We start from the raw sequence: 15242 nt of genomic DNA, 5'->3' as shown, positions 1-15242 counted from the left end.
TCAAAAGAAATTTAAACATACGGGTGATCAAGATGTACTTAAAACGAATTGAAATCAATGGCTTCAAATCATTTGCCAATCGAACTGAACTAGAATTCCTTCCGGGTGTCACGGCAGTCGTCGGACCGAACGGAAGTGGAAAATCAAATATATCGGACGCTGTCCGTTGGGTGCTCGGAGAACAATCTGCGAAGTCACTACGTGGGGCGAAGATGGAAGACGTCATTTTTGCCGGCAGTTTGTCTGAACACCGAAAACAATTTGCAGAAGTGACGCTCGTCTTAGATAACGAGTCGGGAACGGTCGCGTTACCTTATCAGGAGATCAGTGTTACACGTCGTGTCAGCCGTAATGGCGATAGCGATTATTTTTTAAATAAAAAACCATGTCGCCTGAAGGATGTCCTTGATTTGTTCATGGACACAGGCTTGTCGCGTGATGCTTTTGCGATCATCGGACAAGGGCGAGTTGAACAAGTCATCTCCGGTAAACCGGAAGAACGCCGTGCTGTCATTGAAGAAGCAGCAGGCGTCTTGAAGTATCGTCATCGCAAAAAGCAAGCCGAGCGGAAATTAAGTGATACGGAAGCGAATCTATCGCGTGTCGATGATATTTTATATGAACTTGGTGGACGAATCGAGCCGTTACGTGAACAAGCGGCGCTTGCGAAAGAGTATCTCGTCGCTCGAGAACGGCATGATGTACTGGAACGTGGCATCTTGGCGCATGAAATCACGACGTATCAGACGGAGCTCGAAACACTGGCGCGTGATATCGCACAATGTGAAGAACGTCTTGCATCTCAAAAGACAACTCACGAAGAGACCGTCGTGTCCCGGGAGAAACAAGAAGCGACGCTTGAAGAAGAACGACAACAAGAAAACGCTTTGCAGGAGCAACTTCGACATGTCTCGACGCGACTTGTTGAGATCCAAGGTGCCCTTAACCTAGCGAAAGAACGTGAAAAACACGGTACCGAGACGAAAGAGCGACTCGAACAAGAGGTCGCGATCGTCGAAGAACGCGTCAAGGAACTAGAACTCGAACTAACCGCTTTACAGGAACGCCAAGCAGAAGTCGATCAGGAAGCAAAACGGATTACGGCTGAGCGAGAACGAGCTGATCAAGCGTTGACACAAACTGATCGTGATTTTGATAAGGAAGCCGAAGCATTACGTTCGGAAGCCTTTGAAGTGGCGAGTCGATTGGCTGCGACGAATAATGCCTATAATCGGGCGAAGCAAGATCTCATGCAGGCAGAAGAACAACAACGTTCCTTTACGGTGGATAGCGGTACGAAGCAGTCGACCCATCGTCAACTTGAGGAAGACGTCGCTCGATTAGAAGCGGACGTTGCTTCGATCCGGACAGAATTAGATCAAGTGACTGAGGAAGAGGCAACGGCACTCGCAGCACGAGACGAACAACAACATGCGTTACGCCAAGTTGAACAGTCCGTTGCGGATTTAGAGCGACGTCGTCATAAGACGGAAGATCGGATTGAATTTCTTGAATCCGTCAAAGCCGACTATAGCGGTTATTTCGGTGCCGTTAAGACGATATTAAAACAACGAGATCATTACCCAGGTATTCACGGAGCGGTCGCGGAGTTGATTTCGGTTCCTGCGCGATTTGAAGCGGCAATCGAGACGGCGCTTGGTGGGGCAATGCAAAACATCGTCGTTGATACCGATGCGACAGGACGTCGTCTAATCCAGGAACTGCGACGCTTAAATGCCGGTCGAGCGACGTTCATGCCGCTCGCCTCACTCCAAACACGTGAAGTCAACCGTTCGGTGCGAGAACAAGTCGGGGAGATGTCTGGATTCGTCGGGATCGCAAGTGATCTTGTGACGACAGACGAGACGCTGACGAAATTAAAGATGAACTTACTCGGTACGACACTCGTCGTCGAATCACTTGAACAAGCGAACCAAATTGCCCGTTCGACAGGACATCGCTATCGTCTCGTCACGCTCGAAGGAGATGTCGTCAACGTCGGTGGAACGATGACCGGCGGAAGTCGGAAAAAAGGCACACCATTGTTCAGTCAATCGCGCGAGCTCGACGAGTTAAAAGAGGGACTGACGCGAGGGCAAGCGGTCATTCGGGAGCAGATGCGCCGCTTGGAAGATCTAAGAGCGGCGATTCAGACGCTTGATGCTACTGCTCGGACGCGGACAGAAACGATTCAAGAATTACAAGGACAACTCGAGCAATCGCGGGATACGTTGGCAGATGCGAAGCGTCACCTCGCCGTCATGACGTCCGAATTATCGGTTGAAGATCGGCAGATGGCACGTGTGCTCGAACAAGAACAGGAAGCACGCCGTATCATCGAAATGTCAGAAGTCGAGATCGCGAAATGGACGGAACGTCAAACAGAGCTCAGACAAGCACTTGATCGTCTTAAGGATGCTCAAGCTCGTGGTGCCGTCACGATGGACGAACTGAAGAAGGAACAAGCAGAAGCAGTTCTTGAAGAGCGGACGATTCAAATGAAACAAGCGCAACTCACGCAAGAGATCGAGCGTCTGACGGAACAGGTCAGTCACGCGAAGCTTGAACGTGGTCATAAACGCCGTGACTTGCGTCATGTCCTTGAAGGCTTCGATGAAGCGAAAATCGATGCCTTGCACGGCGAGCAGCGCGAACAGGAACAGGAACAACAACGGGTCGAGACCGAAATTGTCGCGATTGGACAACGGATTCAAGTGCAGGCAGAATCCTTGCGCTTAATTCGAATTCGCGAAGCGAAGACGAAGGACGATCAACATACGACGAAACAGGCACTTGAGCAACTACGACTCTCACAAGGGAAAACGAGTACACGCCTTGAGACAAGACAAGAAATGCTCGAAGAGATGGGATTACTGCTCGAGTTGATCGCTCCGCTCGATCAATCGTATGAAGAGGCGAAAGAGGAAATTCATCTGCTCAAGCGACAACTCGAAGAAATCGGCATCGTCAATATCGGTGCAATCGAAGAATTCGCGGAAGTCGATGAACGGTTTACGTTCCTATCGGCGCAACGAGACGATCTCGTCGCCGCTAAAACGGATCTCTATGGTGTCATTGAAGAGATGGACCGGGAAGTCATTCGGTTGTTCCGACAAACGTATGATGCCGTCCGTGAGCATTTCCTAGAAACGTTCCGGGAGTTGTTCGGGGGTGGAGAAGCCGACCTTGTACTCGTCGATCCGACTGATCTACTGACGAGCGGAATCGATATCGTCGCGAAACCGCCAGGCAAAAAGCTACAAAATTTGTCGCTCTTGTCAGGTGGAGAGCGTGCCTTGACGGCGATCGCTCTCTTGTTCGCGATTCTAAAGACCCGTCCTGTCCCATTCTGTGTCCTCGATGAAGTCGAGGCGGCACTTGATGAAGCGAACGTCGCGCGATTCGGCGAATTCGTCCATCAGCTAGCGCGCGAGACACAGTTCGTCATCATCACCCATCGGAAAGGAACGATGGAGGCGGCAGACGTCTTGTACGGCGTCACGATGCAGCAAAACGGGATATCTGAAGTGTTATCCGTTAAACTAGAAGAGGCACGACGTACATTAAGTGAAGAACCAAAGGAGATTAAACAATGAGTTTCTTTAAAAAACTGAAAGACCGCTTGACGACTTCGACGCAAGAAGTCACGACGAAATTCACACAGGGACTGACGAAGACACGCGATGGGCTAGCAAGTGCCGTCAATGATCTCGTCTATCGTTTCCGCGAAGTCGATGAGGATTTCTTCGAAGAATTAGAGGAAGTATTGATTCAAGCCGACGTCGGCGTGACGACGACAATGGATTTGGTCGAGGAGTTAAAGACAGAAGTTAAACGACGTAACGTCAAGGATCCAAAAGAAGTACGTGATGTCCTCGTTGAAGTCGTCGCGAAGATGTTAGTTGAAGAGGAAGAGACAGCACTTGATCTCGATCATGAGCTGAACGTCATTCTCTTCGTCGGTGTTAATGGGGTCGGGAAGACGACGACGATCGGGAAACTTGCGAACCGCTTGAAACAAGAAGGCAAGAGCGTCATGTTAGCAGCGGGTGATACGTTCCGTGCGGGTGCAATCGATCAACTGCAAGTCTGGGGCGAACGCTCCGGTGTACCGGTCATCCGTCAAGGAGAAGGATCGGATCCGGCCGCTGTTGTTTACGACGCTGTCCAAGCAGCTAAAGCACGTAAGGTCGATGTCCTGATTTGCGATACGGCAGGACGCCTTCAAAACAAGGTCAACCTAATGAACGAACTTGAAAAGGTCAAACGTGTCATCGAACGTGAAATTCCAGGCGCTCCTCACGAAGTATTGCTGGCGCTTGACGCGACGACTGGACAAAACGCGATGGTGCAGGCGAAAGCCTTCAAACAAGCGACGAACGTCAGCGGGATCGTCTTGACGAAGCTTGATGGAACGGCAAAAGGTGGAATCGTCCTTGCGATCAAGAACGAATTGAACCTCCCGGTCAAGTTCGTTGGTCTTGGTGAAAAAATCGATGATTTACAACCGTTTGATGCAGAACAATTCGTGTATGGATTGTTCGGTGATGTCTTTGAAGAAAAAGAAAACGTTGACACGGAAGAAAGCGCAGAATAAGCGACGTTTCATGTAAAGAAAAAAACTTGACAACACACTGTGAGGGCTGTACTATACTATCTGTAAAGGAATTTCACTTAACATTGCGGAGGTGCTCGGATGACACTTGATAAAACGAACCGGATGAACTATCTGATTGACTTTTATCAGGAGCTTTTGACGCCAAAACAACGGAATTACATGTCACTCTATTACTTAGATGACTTTTCCTTAGGTGAGATCGCCGATGAGTTTGAAGTCAGCCGACAAGCAGTCTACGACAACATAAAACGCACGGAAGCCATGCTCGAGCAGTATGAAGAACGACTATCCCTGTTCAAGAAACACGAACGGCGAAAGCAGTTACTCGATCAGCTGAAGCAATGCGACCTTCCGGGTGAAGCCCTAGTGATCATTGAGACATTGGAGCAATTAGAGTAGGAGGCATTCTTAATGGCATTCGAAGGATTATCGGAACGGCTTCAAGCCAGTCTCGCTAAAATGCGAGGTAAAGGTAAGATTTCTGAAGCAGACGTCAAAGAGATGATGCGCGAAGTTCGCTTAGCGCTACTTGAAGCCGACGTCAACTTCAAGGTCGTCAAACAATTCGTAAATGATGTAAAGGAACGTGCCGTCGGACAGGACGTCATGACATCTTTGACGCCAGGGCAACAAGTCGTCAAGATCGTCCATGATGAATTGACGAATCTGATGGGTGCGGAAGTGTCACCATTGACGCTTGCGAACCGTCCTCCGACCGTCATCATGATGACAGGTCTGCAAGGGGCAGGTAAAACAACGACAACGGGTAAGCTTGCCAATCATTTACGTAAAAAACATAATCGTAGTCCTTTGCTTGTTGCGGCGGATATTTATCGTCCGGCAGCAATCAAACAATTAGAGACACTCGGGAAACAATTGGAGTTGCCGGTCTTCTCAATGGGAGATCAGGTCAGTCCGCAAGAAATCGTTACCGGTGCACTCGATTATGCAAAAGAGCATCATCACGATATCGTGTTGATCGATACGGCAGGTCGTCTGCACGTCGATGAGGAACTAATGCAGGAACTCGTTGATGTTAAAGAGATCGCCAAACCGCATGAAATCTTCCTTGTCGTCGATTCGATGACGGGTCAGGACGCCGTCAACGTCGCAGAAAGCTTCAACGAGAAGCTTGGCGTGACGGGGGTTGTTCTGACGAAGCTCGACGGAGATACGCGAGGTGGTGCAGCACTCTCCATCAAGGCAGTCACCGGAGCACCGATTAAATTCGTCGGTCTTGGAGAGAAGCTCGATGCCATCGAACCATTCTATCCCGAGCGGATGGCGTCTCGGATTCTAGGCATGGGAGACATGCTGACACTGATTGAAAAAGCAGAGTCACAAATGGACGCTACGCGTGCCAAAGAGTTAGAAAGCAAAATGCGCGATGCATCGTTTACATTCGATGATTTCATCGAGCAGTTGCAGCAAGTGAAACAGATGGGTCCACTCGACGAACTGTTGGGAATGATCCCTGGGGCAGGTAAAGGGAAGATGAAGGGGTTGAAAAACGCCCAAATCGATGAGAAGCAACTCGTGTATGTCGAAGCGATTATCCAATCGATGACGAAACGAGAGCGGACTGAACCTGAAATCTTGAATGCGAGTCGTCGGAAGCGGATTGCCCGTGGTAGCGGACGCAGTATCCAAGAAGTCAACCGTCTCATTAAACAGTTCGAAGACATGCGGAAAATGATGAAACAATTTTCCGGACAGATGGGCAAAGGGAAAAAGAAAGGCTTTGGCCTTCCATTCTTTTAAAAGTCTTTTCTCTTTTGCTGTAACGTTGTATACTAATGAAGTTGTCAATTTGACTAAACGAAAAAATCATCTATTATTTGGAGGGACTTACGAATGGCAGTTAAAATTCGTCTTAAGCGCATGGGCGCAAAAAAATCACCTTTCTACCGTGTGGTAGTAGCAGACTCACGTGCACCACGTGATGGTCGTTTCATCGAGCAAATCGGATACTACAATCCAGTTGCTAAACCAGAAGCAGAAGTTAAAATCAACGAAGAGCTAGCTCTTAAATGGCTCTCTGAAGGTGCTAAACCTTCGGACACAGTTCGTAACCTCTTCTCACAAGCTGGTATCATGGAGAAATTCCACAACGCGAAACTCGCGAAGTAAGACGTTAGGAGGTGAGCAAAAGCTTACCTCCTTTTTTTAATTCAAGAAAGGAAGTGAAATGAATGGAATGGTTGGAAATTGCGAAAATCGCCAATACACATGGTCTAAAAGGTGAATTAAAGTTACTCGCGAGCACGGATTTTCCGGAGGAACGCTTTAAAGTCGGGAAGGAAGTTTTTCTTGGATCTGACGGAACGTACACACCGGTGACAATCAGTGGTTACCGAAAACACAAACAATTCATCATGGTGACGTTCAAAGGGATGCACCATATCAATGACGTCGAGAAGTATAAAGGATTGAAACTCTATGTCCACGCAGAAGATTTACAAGACTTAGACGAGCATGAATTTTACTATCATGAGATCATCGGTTGTACGGTTTATGACGGTGAGACGAAAATCGGAGTCGTATCCGACATTCTTGAAACAGGCGCAAATGACGTCTGGACGATCAAACGCGATGGGAAAAAGGATGTCCTGATCCCGTATATCGAGCAAGTCGTTGCTTCCGTCGATGTCGAGCAAAAACGTATCCAAATCACACCGCTTCCAGGATTGATTGAAGAATGAACATCCGAGTGTTGACGCTGTTTCCGGAAATGTTTTCAGCGCTCGATCATTCAATAGTCAAACGAGCGCAAGATGATGAACGTGTCAGTCTTGAAACAATCAATTTTCGAGACTTCTCGACGAATCGTCATGGTAAAGTCGATGATTATCCGTATGGTGGGGGAGCAGGCATGCTGTTGACCCCTCAACCCGTCTTCGACGCGATGGCGAGTCTGCCGGAAGGAAAACGACGAATCATCGTCATGACACCGACCGGTAAACGTTTTTCGCAACGGATGGCAGAAGAGTGGGCACAAGAAGAAGAACTGGTCTTCCTATGTGGTCATTACGAAGGATTTGATCAGCGGATTCATGATCACCTTGTAACGGATGAGGTCTCGCTTGGGGACTTCGTCTTGACGGGAGGGGAACTGGCTGCGATGACAATGATTGACGCTGTCGTCCGTCTCTTGCCAGACGTCCTCGGTGCGTCTGAGAGTCACGAAGACGATTCCTTTTCGACGGGACTTCTTGAATATCCACACTATACACGTCCTGCTGAATATGCCGGATACCAGGTACCCGACGTCTTGTTATCAGGCAACCATGCCCGGATTGCAAAATGGCGACGGGAACAGTCGCTGAAGCGGACATTTGAGCGTCGTCCGGATCTGTTGGCTGACGCTCCATTAACCGAGGATGATCGTCTTTATTTAGAATCGATTTCAGGATTGTCAAACGATTGAATCTATGATAAGTTAAAACATGTGGCAAAAGCCACCCATTAACGATGTTCCGCTGTCGGATGCTGAAAGCAAATGAAGATAAGAACATTGGTGAAAAAAGGAGAAATCATTCATGAACACACAACAATTGTTCCGTGAACTTACACAAGAACAAATCAAGTCAGACGTCCCTGCGTTCCGTCCTGGGGATACAGTCCGTGTACACGTTAAAGTCGTCGAGGGTACGCGTGAGCGTATTCAGCTCTTCGAAGGCGTAGTCATCAAACGTCACGGTGGCGGCATCAGTGAAACATTCACAGTCCGTAAAATTTCTTACGGAGTTGGCGTTGAGCGTGCTTTCCCGCTCCACTCACCACGTGTTGCACAAATCGAAGTTGTTCGCTACGGTAAAGTCCGTCGTGCGAAACTTTACTACCTCCGTAACCTTCGTGGTAAAGCGGCGCGTATTAAAGAAATTCGTCGTTAATCATGTGAAAAAGTGGCTTGTCTCCGGACAAGCTTCTTTTTTTTGTTGTTTATGCGTATACTAGTCCATAGGAAGAAATTGCGTTAATCAAGGGAGTGGAATTCGTGAAGGAGTTATTCAGTTGGGTAAAAGCGCTCGTCGTAGCGCTTGTCATCGCGTTCATCATTCGAACGTTCCTGTTCGTACCCGTCATCGTCGATGGGGAATCGATGATGCCGACCTTACACAATGCGGATCGGATGATCGTCAATAAGATTCCGTATTATTTTAATGAACCAGAAAGAGGCGATATCGTCGTCTTTCATGCAACGGAAACACGCGACTATATCAAACGAGTGATCGCTGTTCCGGGAGATACGATGTATTATAAAGACGATACGTTGTACGTCAACGATAAGAAAGTAGCTGAACCGTATTTAAAAGAGTACAAAGCTCAGATGAATGGTGTTCCATTGACGGAGGACTTTACACTTGAGGAACGGACAGGAAAAACGACTGTTCCAAAAGGGAAGGTATTCGTCATGGGAGATAATCGTCAAAATTCAAAAGATAGTCGTGATATCGGTTTTGTGGATGAGGATCAAATCGTCGGAACGACGAACTTCGTATTCTATCCATTCAATGATTTACGCTCTGTCGATTAAAACGAAAGAAGATGAGACGCTTACCGTGAAAAGTAAGTACCTCATCTTCTTTTCTTGTCTTAAGTTGCGTATACTAGAGAGTGGATGTTTTTTCAAGTATCGTATGATCAGCAAGAAGTCCAGGAATATATGAACGAGGTGAAGGATATGACGATTCAATGGTTCCCCGGTCACATGGCCAAAGCACGGCGGGAAGTTACAGAAAAATTAAAGTTGATCGATGTCGTGATCGAACTTGTCGATGCACGTCTTCCAATGTCGAGCCGTAACCCGATGGTCGAACAAATCACGGCAGGTAAGCCACGATTGATCGTCCTCAACAAAGCGGATATGGCGGACAAACGAGTGACCGAACAGTGGATGCACGCATTACGGGCAGATGGTGTTGATGTCGTCGCGGTCGACGCGAAGCACAATAAAGGATTGAATCAAATTCATGAAGGTGCTTTACGACTAATGAAAGAAAAACATGCACGAATGCGGGAGAAAGGTCGGAATCCGAGTGCGATTCGTGCCTTGATCATCGGCATTCCAAACGTTGGGAAGTCGACACTCATCAATCGACTCGCCGGTCGGAACATTGCGATCACGGGTGACCGCCCAGGTGTGACGAAACGCCAGCAATGGATCAAGATGAAGACAGGTGAGATGGAATTACTCGATACACCAGGTATCCTCTGGCCGAAGTTCGACGATCAAGTCGTCGGGTATCGGTTGGCAGCGACAGGAGCGATCAAGGATGATATCTTAAACATCGACGATATCGCGCTGTTTGCCCTTCGTGAGCTAAAGACGCGTTATCCGGAGCAGTTACGTGAGCGTTATCGTCTCGACGAAGTATCAGGAGAAGCGGTTGATGTACTCGAAGCCATCGGTAAAAAGCGCGGATTCGTTTCAGGTGGCTACGTCGATTTCGAACGGACGAGTGAAATGCTTCTGCATGAACTACGGACGGAAAAGCTAGGGCGTGTGACGCTCGAAACAGTGGAAGAATGGGAAACGCATGCATAACGGACTTGGACATCCTTCGATGTCCAAGTTTTTTTCAAAGGAGCGAAACAGATGAAGATTACGGAATTAAAGGAACGTCTACACAACATCACGATCGAGGAGTTTTCACAATTGAAGCAGGAACTCGCATCGGACGCGCGAAAAGGGGTGCATACACTGTTTCGTCAGACAGAACGACGATTTGCCCTCGAAGAGCAACAACGGATCGATTTCAAGGAGCGGTTCACGTTCGAAGAACAGTATCATCAGCAAGGATATAGACGGATTGCCGGAGTGGATGAAGTGGGACGGGGACCGCTTGCTGGTCCAGTCGTCGCGGCAGCTGTCATCTTACCAGAAGGGTTCTATCATCCAGGACTAACGGATTCAAAACAAATGAGTAAAATACAACGACAAGCGGCATTTAAACACCTACAAGACGTTGCAGAGATTGCGGTCGGCATCATCGAACCAGCTGAAATTGACGAGATCAACATCTATCAAGCATCGAAACGGGCAATGCAAGTCGCGGTTCGTCAACTCAAACCTGAGGCCTTGCTGGTTGATGCGATGACACTCGACGACGACACACCACAACTCTCTCTCATCAAAGGAGATGCGAGAAGTGTCTCCATCGCTGCAGCAAGCGTCGTCGCAAAAGAGACACGAGATGCGATGATGGAACAATACGCGATCGAGTATCCGGGATACGGATTTGAAACTCACGCAGGTTACGGGACTGCGACGCATTTACAAGCACTTGATACACTGGGCGTCACACCGATTCACCGAAAAACATTCCGTCCTGTCAAAGAACGTCTCTAGGAGGGATCGAGCATGCACATCGAACATCGTGCCTTACTACCATTTAAAATCATCGATCATGCGAACTTACCGTTACGGGAAGGCGCAAACATCGTCGGCAAAGTATTAAAACTGTTGCCGGACGGATTAATGGAACTACAGGTCGGTCAACGCGTCTTGACGGCAGGGACGACGGCTGAACTAAAAGAAGGGAGCATGTATCGCTTTCAAGTCGTTTCAGCAGAAGGACAACCGGTCTTAAAAATCATCTCGACTGAGTCTGTCCCGCAAAAATCAGCATTACCCCAGTTACTCGATTCCTTTTTACAGCGCCAGATGGTACCGACTGCGGAAACACGGGAACTACTAAGGCAAATCGGTCAACCCGTGACGGAAGGAGAAGCGAAGCAGTTAAAACACGCTCTTACTGAACTCGTTCAATTGGCAAAGGGCGACGAGGCAGGTCGATCGCTTGATCGAAAGACGAGTGATCAAATTTTAGCGCAACAACTCGTTCAAGCAACAAATGAAGTAGGAAAAGGAGTATATTTATTTCAATTACCTCAATTCGGACCTTTCGAAGATGTTGATCTCATGATGGAAGCACCGTTCGAACGAACGTTTGATCGAAATCATGCCCGTATCGTCTTATACTTACAATTACCGACGCTTGGTGAGGTCGCAATTGATGTCTTGATCGTAGACCGGAACGTTTCGATTTCCGTCTTTCATCCAAACGCACACGTCAATACGTTCATGCAAGCCTATACGCCTCAGATTCAAGCACGACTCGAGGAACAGGGCTATGCGTTGACGCGATTCGATTGGGTCGAACAGACGAAAGAACGCATACCACATGATATCTCGACGCGTAATGGAAGGGTGGATCTCCATATATGAAAAAAGCGATTGCTCTATCATACGAAGAACAAATGCATGCGCCGAAAGTCGTCGCTAAGGGATCAGAACATATCGCGGAACGGATTTTAGAAGAGGCATTAAAGCACGATATTCCGATCCGGCAGGACGAAACGCTGATGACGTTACTGGATGCTGTTCAAGTATCAGAACAGATCCCAGAAGAACTATATGGTGTCATTGCCGAATTATTCGCCTTTTTATATCGTCTTGATCAAGATGGAATTCTGAAAAAATAAAGCTTTCGGTCGATAACGATAGACAGCGCTTCCAATTTTAACTACAATGAAAGAGCCGAAACTAAAGGGGTTAAGGGGGATTTTTTCATGAATGTACATGAGTATCAGGCAAAAGAATTACTTCGTTCGTACGGGGTACCCGTACCAAACGGAATCGCAGCCTTCACCGTCGAAGAGGCGGTCGATGCATCAGAACAATTGTCAGGCCCGATTAAAGTCGTCAAAGCTCAAATTCACGCGGGGGGACGCGGTAAAGCAGGTGGCGTCAAGCTTGCGAAATCGCAAGAAGAAGTGAAGGAATATGCGACGGAGTTACTCGGCAAAACGCTCGTCACGCACCAAACAGGTCCCGAAGGAAAAGTCGTTCAACGTCTTCTCGTCGAAGAAGGCTGTGCGATTGATAAAGAATACTATCTTGGAATCGTACTTGATCGTGTGACAGGACGTGTCGTCATCATGGGATCAAGCGAAGGTGGTATGGACATCGAAGAGGTGGCGGAAGCGACACCGGAAAAAATCATTAAAGAAGTCGTCGATCCTGCAGTTGGTCTTCAAGGATTCCAAGCGCGTAAACTTGCGTTCGCAATGGGTGTTCCTGTGAAGCTCGTCAACAAGTTCGTCGGTATGGTCACGAAACTTTATAATTTCTTCGTCGACAAGGATTGTTCGATCGCAGAAATTAACCCACTCGTTACGACGAAGGATGGCGAAGTTCTCGCGCTGGACGCGAAGTTGAACTTCGACTCGAACGCATTATATCGTCATGCGGACATCGTGGCGTTACGTGATGAAACAGAAGAAGATCCACGCGAAGTCGAAGCATCGAAGAGTGATTTGAACTACATCGCGCTCGATGGAAATATCGGCTGCCTCGTCAATGGTGCTGGTCTTGCCATGGCAACGATGGATATCATCAAACACTTCAGTGGTGATCCTGCGAACTTCCTTGATGTCGGTGGTGGTGCGACGAAGGAGAAGGTAACAGAAGCCTTCAAACTGATCTTGTCGGATGAGAACGTTAAAGGGATTTTCGTTAACATTTTCGGTGGAATCATGAAATGTGACGTCATCGCAGAAGGTATCGTTGCGGCGACAAAAGAAGTCGGTCTCGAATTGCCGCTCGTCGTTCGTCTTGAAGGGACGAATGTTGATGCAGGAAAACAAATTCTCAAAGATTCAGGTCTAGCGATTACAGCAGCTACATCAATGGCAGACGGCGCAGAAAAAATTGCTGCGCTCGTGAAGTAAGGGGGAGCTAAAGATGAGTATTTGGGTGAACGAATCGACGAAAGTCATTATTCAAGGGATTACAGGTAATCAAGGGATGTTCCATGGTGAACAGATGATCGACTACGGAACAAACCTCGTAGGTGGTGTCACACCAGGAAAAGGCGGTACGGAAGTACTTGGTGGTGTTCCGGTCTTCGATACGGTCGCACAAGCGGTCGACAAAACAGGTGCGAACGCATCGATTATCTACGTGCCACCAGCATTCGCAGCAGATGCGATCATGGAAGCAGCAGATGCGAACATCGCATTGATCATCTGTATCACGGAAGGTATTCCAGTTCTTGATATGGTTAAAGTAAAACGTTACCTTGAGGGCAAGCCAGTTCGTCTTATCGGACCAAACTGTCCAGGCGTCATCACTCCAGGTGTCGCAAAACTTGGTATCATGCCAGGATACATCCATACACCGGGACATGTCGGAATCGTTTCGCGTTCTGGAACGTTGACGTATGAAGCCGTTCATCAATTGACGACGGCAGGCATCGGTCAATCGACAGCTGTCGGTATCGGGGGCGACCCAGTCAATGGAACAGACTTCATCGATACACTAAAAGCGTTCAATGAAGATCCAGAAACAAAAGCCGTCATCATGTTAGGTGAAATCGGTGGAACAGCGGAAGAAGAAGCGGCTGAGTGGGTCAAAGCGAACATGACGAAGCCAGTCATCGGTTTCATTGGTGGTCAAACGGCTCCTGCCGGTAAACGGATGGGTCACGCAGGTGCGATCATTTCCGGCGGTAAAGGAACAGCTGCTGAAAAAATCAAGACACTCCGTGCAAACGGAATTGAAGTGGCAGAAACACCAGCTGTCATTGGTGAGACGTTAATCCGTGTCATCAAAGAAGCAGGGATCTATGACGAGTGCGTGACGAACAGCACAGTCAAATAAATCAAAAAAAGAGCTGTCCTGATCAAATCAGGACGGCTTTCTTCTATATAAATAAGAAGCTTAAAGAAGGAGCGTTGATCTCATGAATCGAGAACTGTATGTCCGCTTCGCCATGTGTCAGGTACCGTATCCGATTGTTCAATTGATTGAACGGTTCGGAATCGTTCCAAGTCATGAATTACCCGTTTCAAATCGGCTTCGAAAACGATATGAACAAGCACTGCAACTTGATCGGATCGAAGAGTCGATTCTAGTTAAAGGAGATCCACTGTTTCCAACCGTACTACTGACGATTCCTCAACCTATCTATGCCCTCTTTTACCGCGGTGATCCGTCCCGCCTAACTCTTCCACGCATCAGTATCATCGGTAGTCGAACTCCCTCACCGCAACACCTTTCCCGCATGCATTTTCTACAACCCTTCTTTCATCCAGATCTCGCCACCGTTTCCGGAGGCGCATATGGCATCGATGCCCTCGTCCATCGTCTATCCTTAAAACATCAACAGACAACGATTGCGGTTCTGGCCGGCGGACTTGATCGTCTATATCCTACTTCCCATGCTGCTCTTTTTGAACGTATCTTCTCGAATGGTCTTCTTCTCTCCGAATATCCACCTGGCACACCCATTCAAAAATTTCAATTTCTAGAACGAAATCGGATTATTGCCGGCTTGTCCTCGTCGTTGATCATCGTCGAGGCAGCAAAACGAAGTGGTACGATGAACACAGCAAGTCACGCGCTTGATCAAGGAAAAGATGTCTATTGTTTACCGGGGTGTCCGACTGAAACGTTCTTTGCCGGAACGAATCAATTGATCGCAGAAGGAGCGATTCCACTCCTTGATCCGGAAGAAGTTTCAAAAACTATTCGGCTGAACGTTGACAAATGGGAATCGAGACTACTATGATAAGTGAGATTAAAATACGGAGTACGCCTCTAATAGGGAGCGATTGC

16 protein-coding genes are annotated in these 15242 nt (G+C 47.9%); all 16 read left to right on the top strand.

What is annotated here, in order from left to right:
* The first annotated feature begins 32 nt into the window (after positions 1-32).
* The 16 genes from smc to dprA all read left to right on the top strand — a co-directional run bounded on the left by smc (position 33) and on the right by dprA (position 15195).
* Positions 33-3596 (top strand): chromosome segregation protein SMC, encoded by a 3564-nt coding sequence (gene smc, locus ACN9MT_RS10125; protein WP_426272147.1) that lies wholly within the window; start codon positions 33-35, stop codon positions 3594-3596.
* Entirely contained in the window at positions 3593-4597 is a 1005-nt protein-coding gene (gene ftsY / locus ACN9MT_RS10120) for a signal recognition particle-docking protein FtsY (RefSeq protein WP_035406938.1), read from the top strand. The genes smc and ftsY overlap by 4 nt, the downstream gene beginning before the upstream one ends.
* Before the next feature lie 99 nt (positions 4598-4696).
* Entirely contained in the window at positions 4697-5017 is a 321-nt protein-coding gene (locus ACN9MT_RS10115; protein ID WP_023468743.1) for a putative DNA-binding protein, read from the top strand.
* Between the two features lie 12 nt (positions 5018-5029).
* Entirely contained in the window at positions 5030-6379 is a 1350-nt protein-coding gene (gene ffh / locus ACN9MT_RS10110) for a signal recognition particle protein (RefSeq protein WP_023468742.1), read from the top strand.
* Between the two features lie 93 nt (positions 6380-6472).
* Complete coding sequence (rpsP, locus tag ACN9MT_RS10105) at positions 6473-6748, top strand: 30S ribosomal protein S16 (protein WP_023468741.1); 276 nt, start codon at positions 6473-6475, stop codon at positions 6746-6748.
* Between the two features lie 62 nt (positions 6749-6810).
* Positions 6811-7320: a ribosome maturation factor RimM gene (rimM, locus tag ACN9MT_RS10100; RefSeq protein WP_056062252.1), complete on the top strand. Its 510-nt coding sequence runs from the start codon at positions 6811-6813 to the stop codon at positions 7318-7320.
* The gene (gene trmD / locus ACN9MT_RS10095) at positions 7317-8045 is read left to right on the top strand and encodes a tRNA (guanosine(37)-N1)-methyltransferase TrmD (protein WP_035406944.1); all 729 of its coding nucleotides are present in this window, start codon (positions 7317-7319) and stop codon (positions 8043-8045) included. The genes rimM and trmD overlap by 4 nt, the downstream gene beginning before the upstream one ends.
* 112 nt (positions 8046-8157) lie before the next feature.
* Positions 8158-8511 (top strand): 50S ribosomal protein L19, encoded by a 354-nt coding sequence (gene rplS, locus ACN9MT_RS10090; protein ID WP_023468738.1) that lies wholly within the window; start codon positions 8158-8160, stop codon positions 8509-8511.
* Positions 8512-8615: 104 nt separating this feature from the next.
* Positions 8616-9155, top strand: coding sequence for a signal peptidase I (lepB, locus tag ACN9MT_RS10085; protein WP_290775247.1), 540 nt, complete (start codon positions 8616-8618; stop codon positions 9153-9155).
* Positions 9156-9302: 147 nt separating this feature from the next.
* Positions 9303-10166 carry a ribosome biogenesis GTPase YlqF gene (ylqF, locus tag ACN9MT_RS10080; protein ID WP_035409511.1) on the top strand — a complete coding sequence of 288 codons (864 nt, stop codon included), beginning with the start codon at positions 9303-9305 and terminating at the stop codon, positions 10164-10166.
* Between the two features lie 51 nt (positions 10167-10217).
* Positions 10218-10970, top strand: a complete 753-nt coding sequence (locus ACN9MT_RS10075; RefSeq protein ID WP_426272146.1) for a ribonuclease HII — start codon at positions 10218-10220, stop codon at positions 10968-10970.
* Between the two features lie 12 nt (positions 10971-10982).
* Entirely contained in the window at positions 10983-11849 is an 867-nt protein-coding gene (locus tag ACN9MT_RS10070) for a flagellar hook-length control protein FliK (protein WP_426272145.1), read from the top strand.
* On the top strand, positions 11846-12106 hold the full coding sequence (locus tag ACN9MT_RS10065; RefSeq protein ID WP_035406955.1) for an EscU/YscU/HrcU family type III secretion system export apparatus switch protein: 261 nt from the start codon (positions 11846-11848) through the stop codon (positions 12104-12106). The genes ACN9MT_RS10070 and ACN9MT_RS10065 overlap by 4 nt, the downstream gene beginning before the upstream one ends.
* An 87-nt stretch (positions 12107-12193) precedes the next feature.
* On the top strand, positions 12194-13354 hold the full coding sequence (gene sucC / locus ACN9MT_RS10060) for an ADP-forming succinate--CoA ligase subunit beta (protein ID WP_023468732.1): 1161 nt from the start codon (positions 12194-12196) through the stop codon (positions 13352-13354).
* A gap of 13 nt (positions 13355-13367) precedes the next feature.
* Positions 13368-14285: a succinate--CoA ligase subunit alpha gene (sucD, locus tag ACN9MT_RS10055; RefSeq protein WP_035406957.1), complete on the top strand. Its 918-nt coding sequence runs from the start codon at positions 13368-13370 to the stop codon at positions 14283-14285.
* An 82-nt stretch (positions 14286-14367) separates the two neighbouring features.
* The gene (gene dprA / locus ACN9MT_RS10050) at positions 14368-15195 is read left to right on the top strand and encodes a DNA-processing protein DprA (protein ID WP_035406959.1); all 828 of its coding nucleotides are present in this window, start codon (positions 14368-14370) and stop codon (positions 15193-15195) included.
* The last annotated feature ends 47 nt before the right edge of the window (positions 15196-15242 follow it).

The organism is Exiguobacterium sp. R-17, from assembly GCF_049913315.1.
GTDB lineage: Bacteria > Bacillota > Bacilli > Exiguobacteriales > Exiguobacteriaceae > Exiguobacterium_A.
This window is presented reverse-complemented; position numbering and strand designations above follow the sequence as displayed.

What these genes read in the sequence shown, in the direction of transcription:
- smc (WP_426272147.1), top strand. Translation starts at nt 33, where the DNA reads ATGTACTTAAAACGAATTGAAATCAATGGCTTCAAATCATTTGCCAAT.
- ftsY (WP_035406938.1), top strand. Translation starts at nt 3,593, where the DNA reads ATGAGTTTCTTTAAAAAACTGAAAGACCGCTTGACGACTTCGACGCAA.
- ACN9MT_RS10115 (WP_023468743.1), top strand. Translation starts at nt 4,697, where the DNA reads ATGACACTTGATAAAACGAACCGGATGAACTATCTGATTGACTTTTAT.
- ffh (WP_023468742.1), top strand. Translation starts at nt 5,030, where the DNA reads ATGGCATTCGAAGGATTATCGGAACGGCTTCAAGCCAGTCTCGCTAAA.
- rpsP (WP_023468741.1), top strand. Translation starts at nt 6,473, where the DNA reads ATGGCAGTTAAAATTCGTCTTAAGCGCATGGGCGCAAAAAAATCACCT.
- rimM (WP_056062252.1), top strand. Translation starts at nt 6,811, where the DNA reads ATGGAATGGTTGGAAATTGCGAAAATCGCCAATACACATGGTCTAAAA.
- trmD (WP_035406944.1), top strand. Translation starts at nt 7,317, where the DNA reads ATGAACATCCGAGTGTTGACGCTGTTTCCGGAAATGTTTTCAGCGCTC.
- rplS (WP_023468738.1), top strand. Translation starts at nt 8,158, where the DNA reads ATGAACACACAACAATTGTTCCGTGAACTTACACAAGAACAAATCAAG.
- ylqF (WP_035409511.1), top strand. Translation starts at nt 9,303, where the DNA reads ATGACGATTCAATGGTTCCCCGGTCACATGGCCAAAGCACGGCGGGAA.
- ACN9MT_RS10075 (WP_426272146.1), top strand. Translation starts at nt 10,218, where the DNA reads ATGAAGATTACGGAATTAAAGGAACGTCTACACAACATCACGATCGAG.
- ACN9MT_RS10070 (WP_426272145.1), top strand. Translation starts at nt 10,983, where the DNA reads ATGCACATCGAACATCGTGCCTTACTACCATTTAAAATCATCGATCAT.
- ACN9MT_RS10065 (WP_035406955.1), top strand. Translation starts at nt 11,846, where the DNA reads ATGAAAAAAGCGATTGCTCTATCATACGAAGAACAAATGCATGCGCCG.
- sucC (WP_023468732.1), top strand. Translation starts at nt 12,194, where the DNA reads ATGAATGTACATGAGTATCAGGCAAAAGAATTACTTCGTTCGTACGGG.
- sucD (WP_035406957.1), top strand. Translation starts at nt 13,368, where the DNA reads ATGAGTATTTGGGTGAACGAATCGACGAAAGTCATTATTCAAGGGATT.
- dprA (WP_035406959.1), top strand. Translation starts at nt 14,368, where the DNA reads ATGAATCGAGAACTGTATGTCCGCTTCGCCATGTGTCAGGTACCGTAT.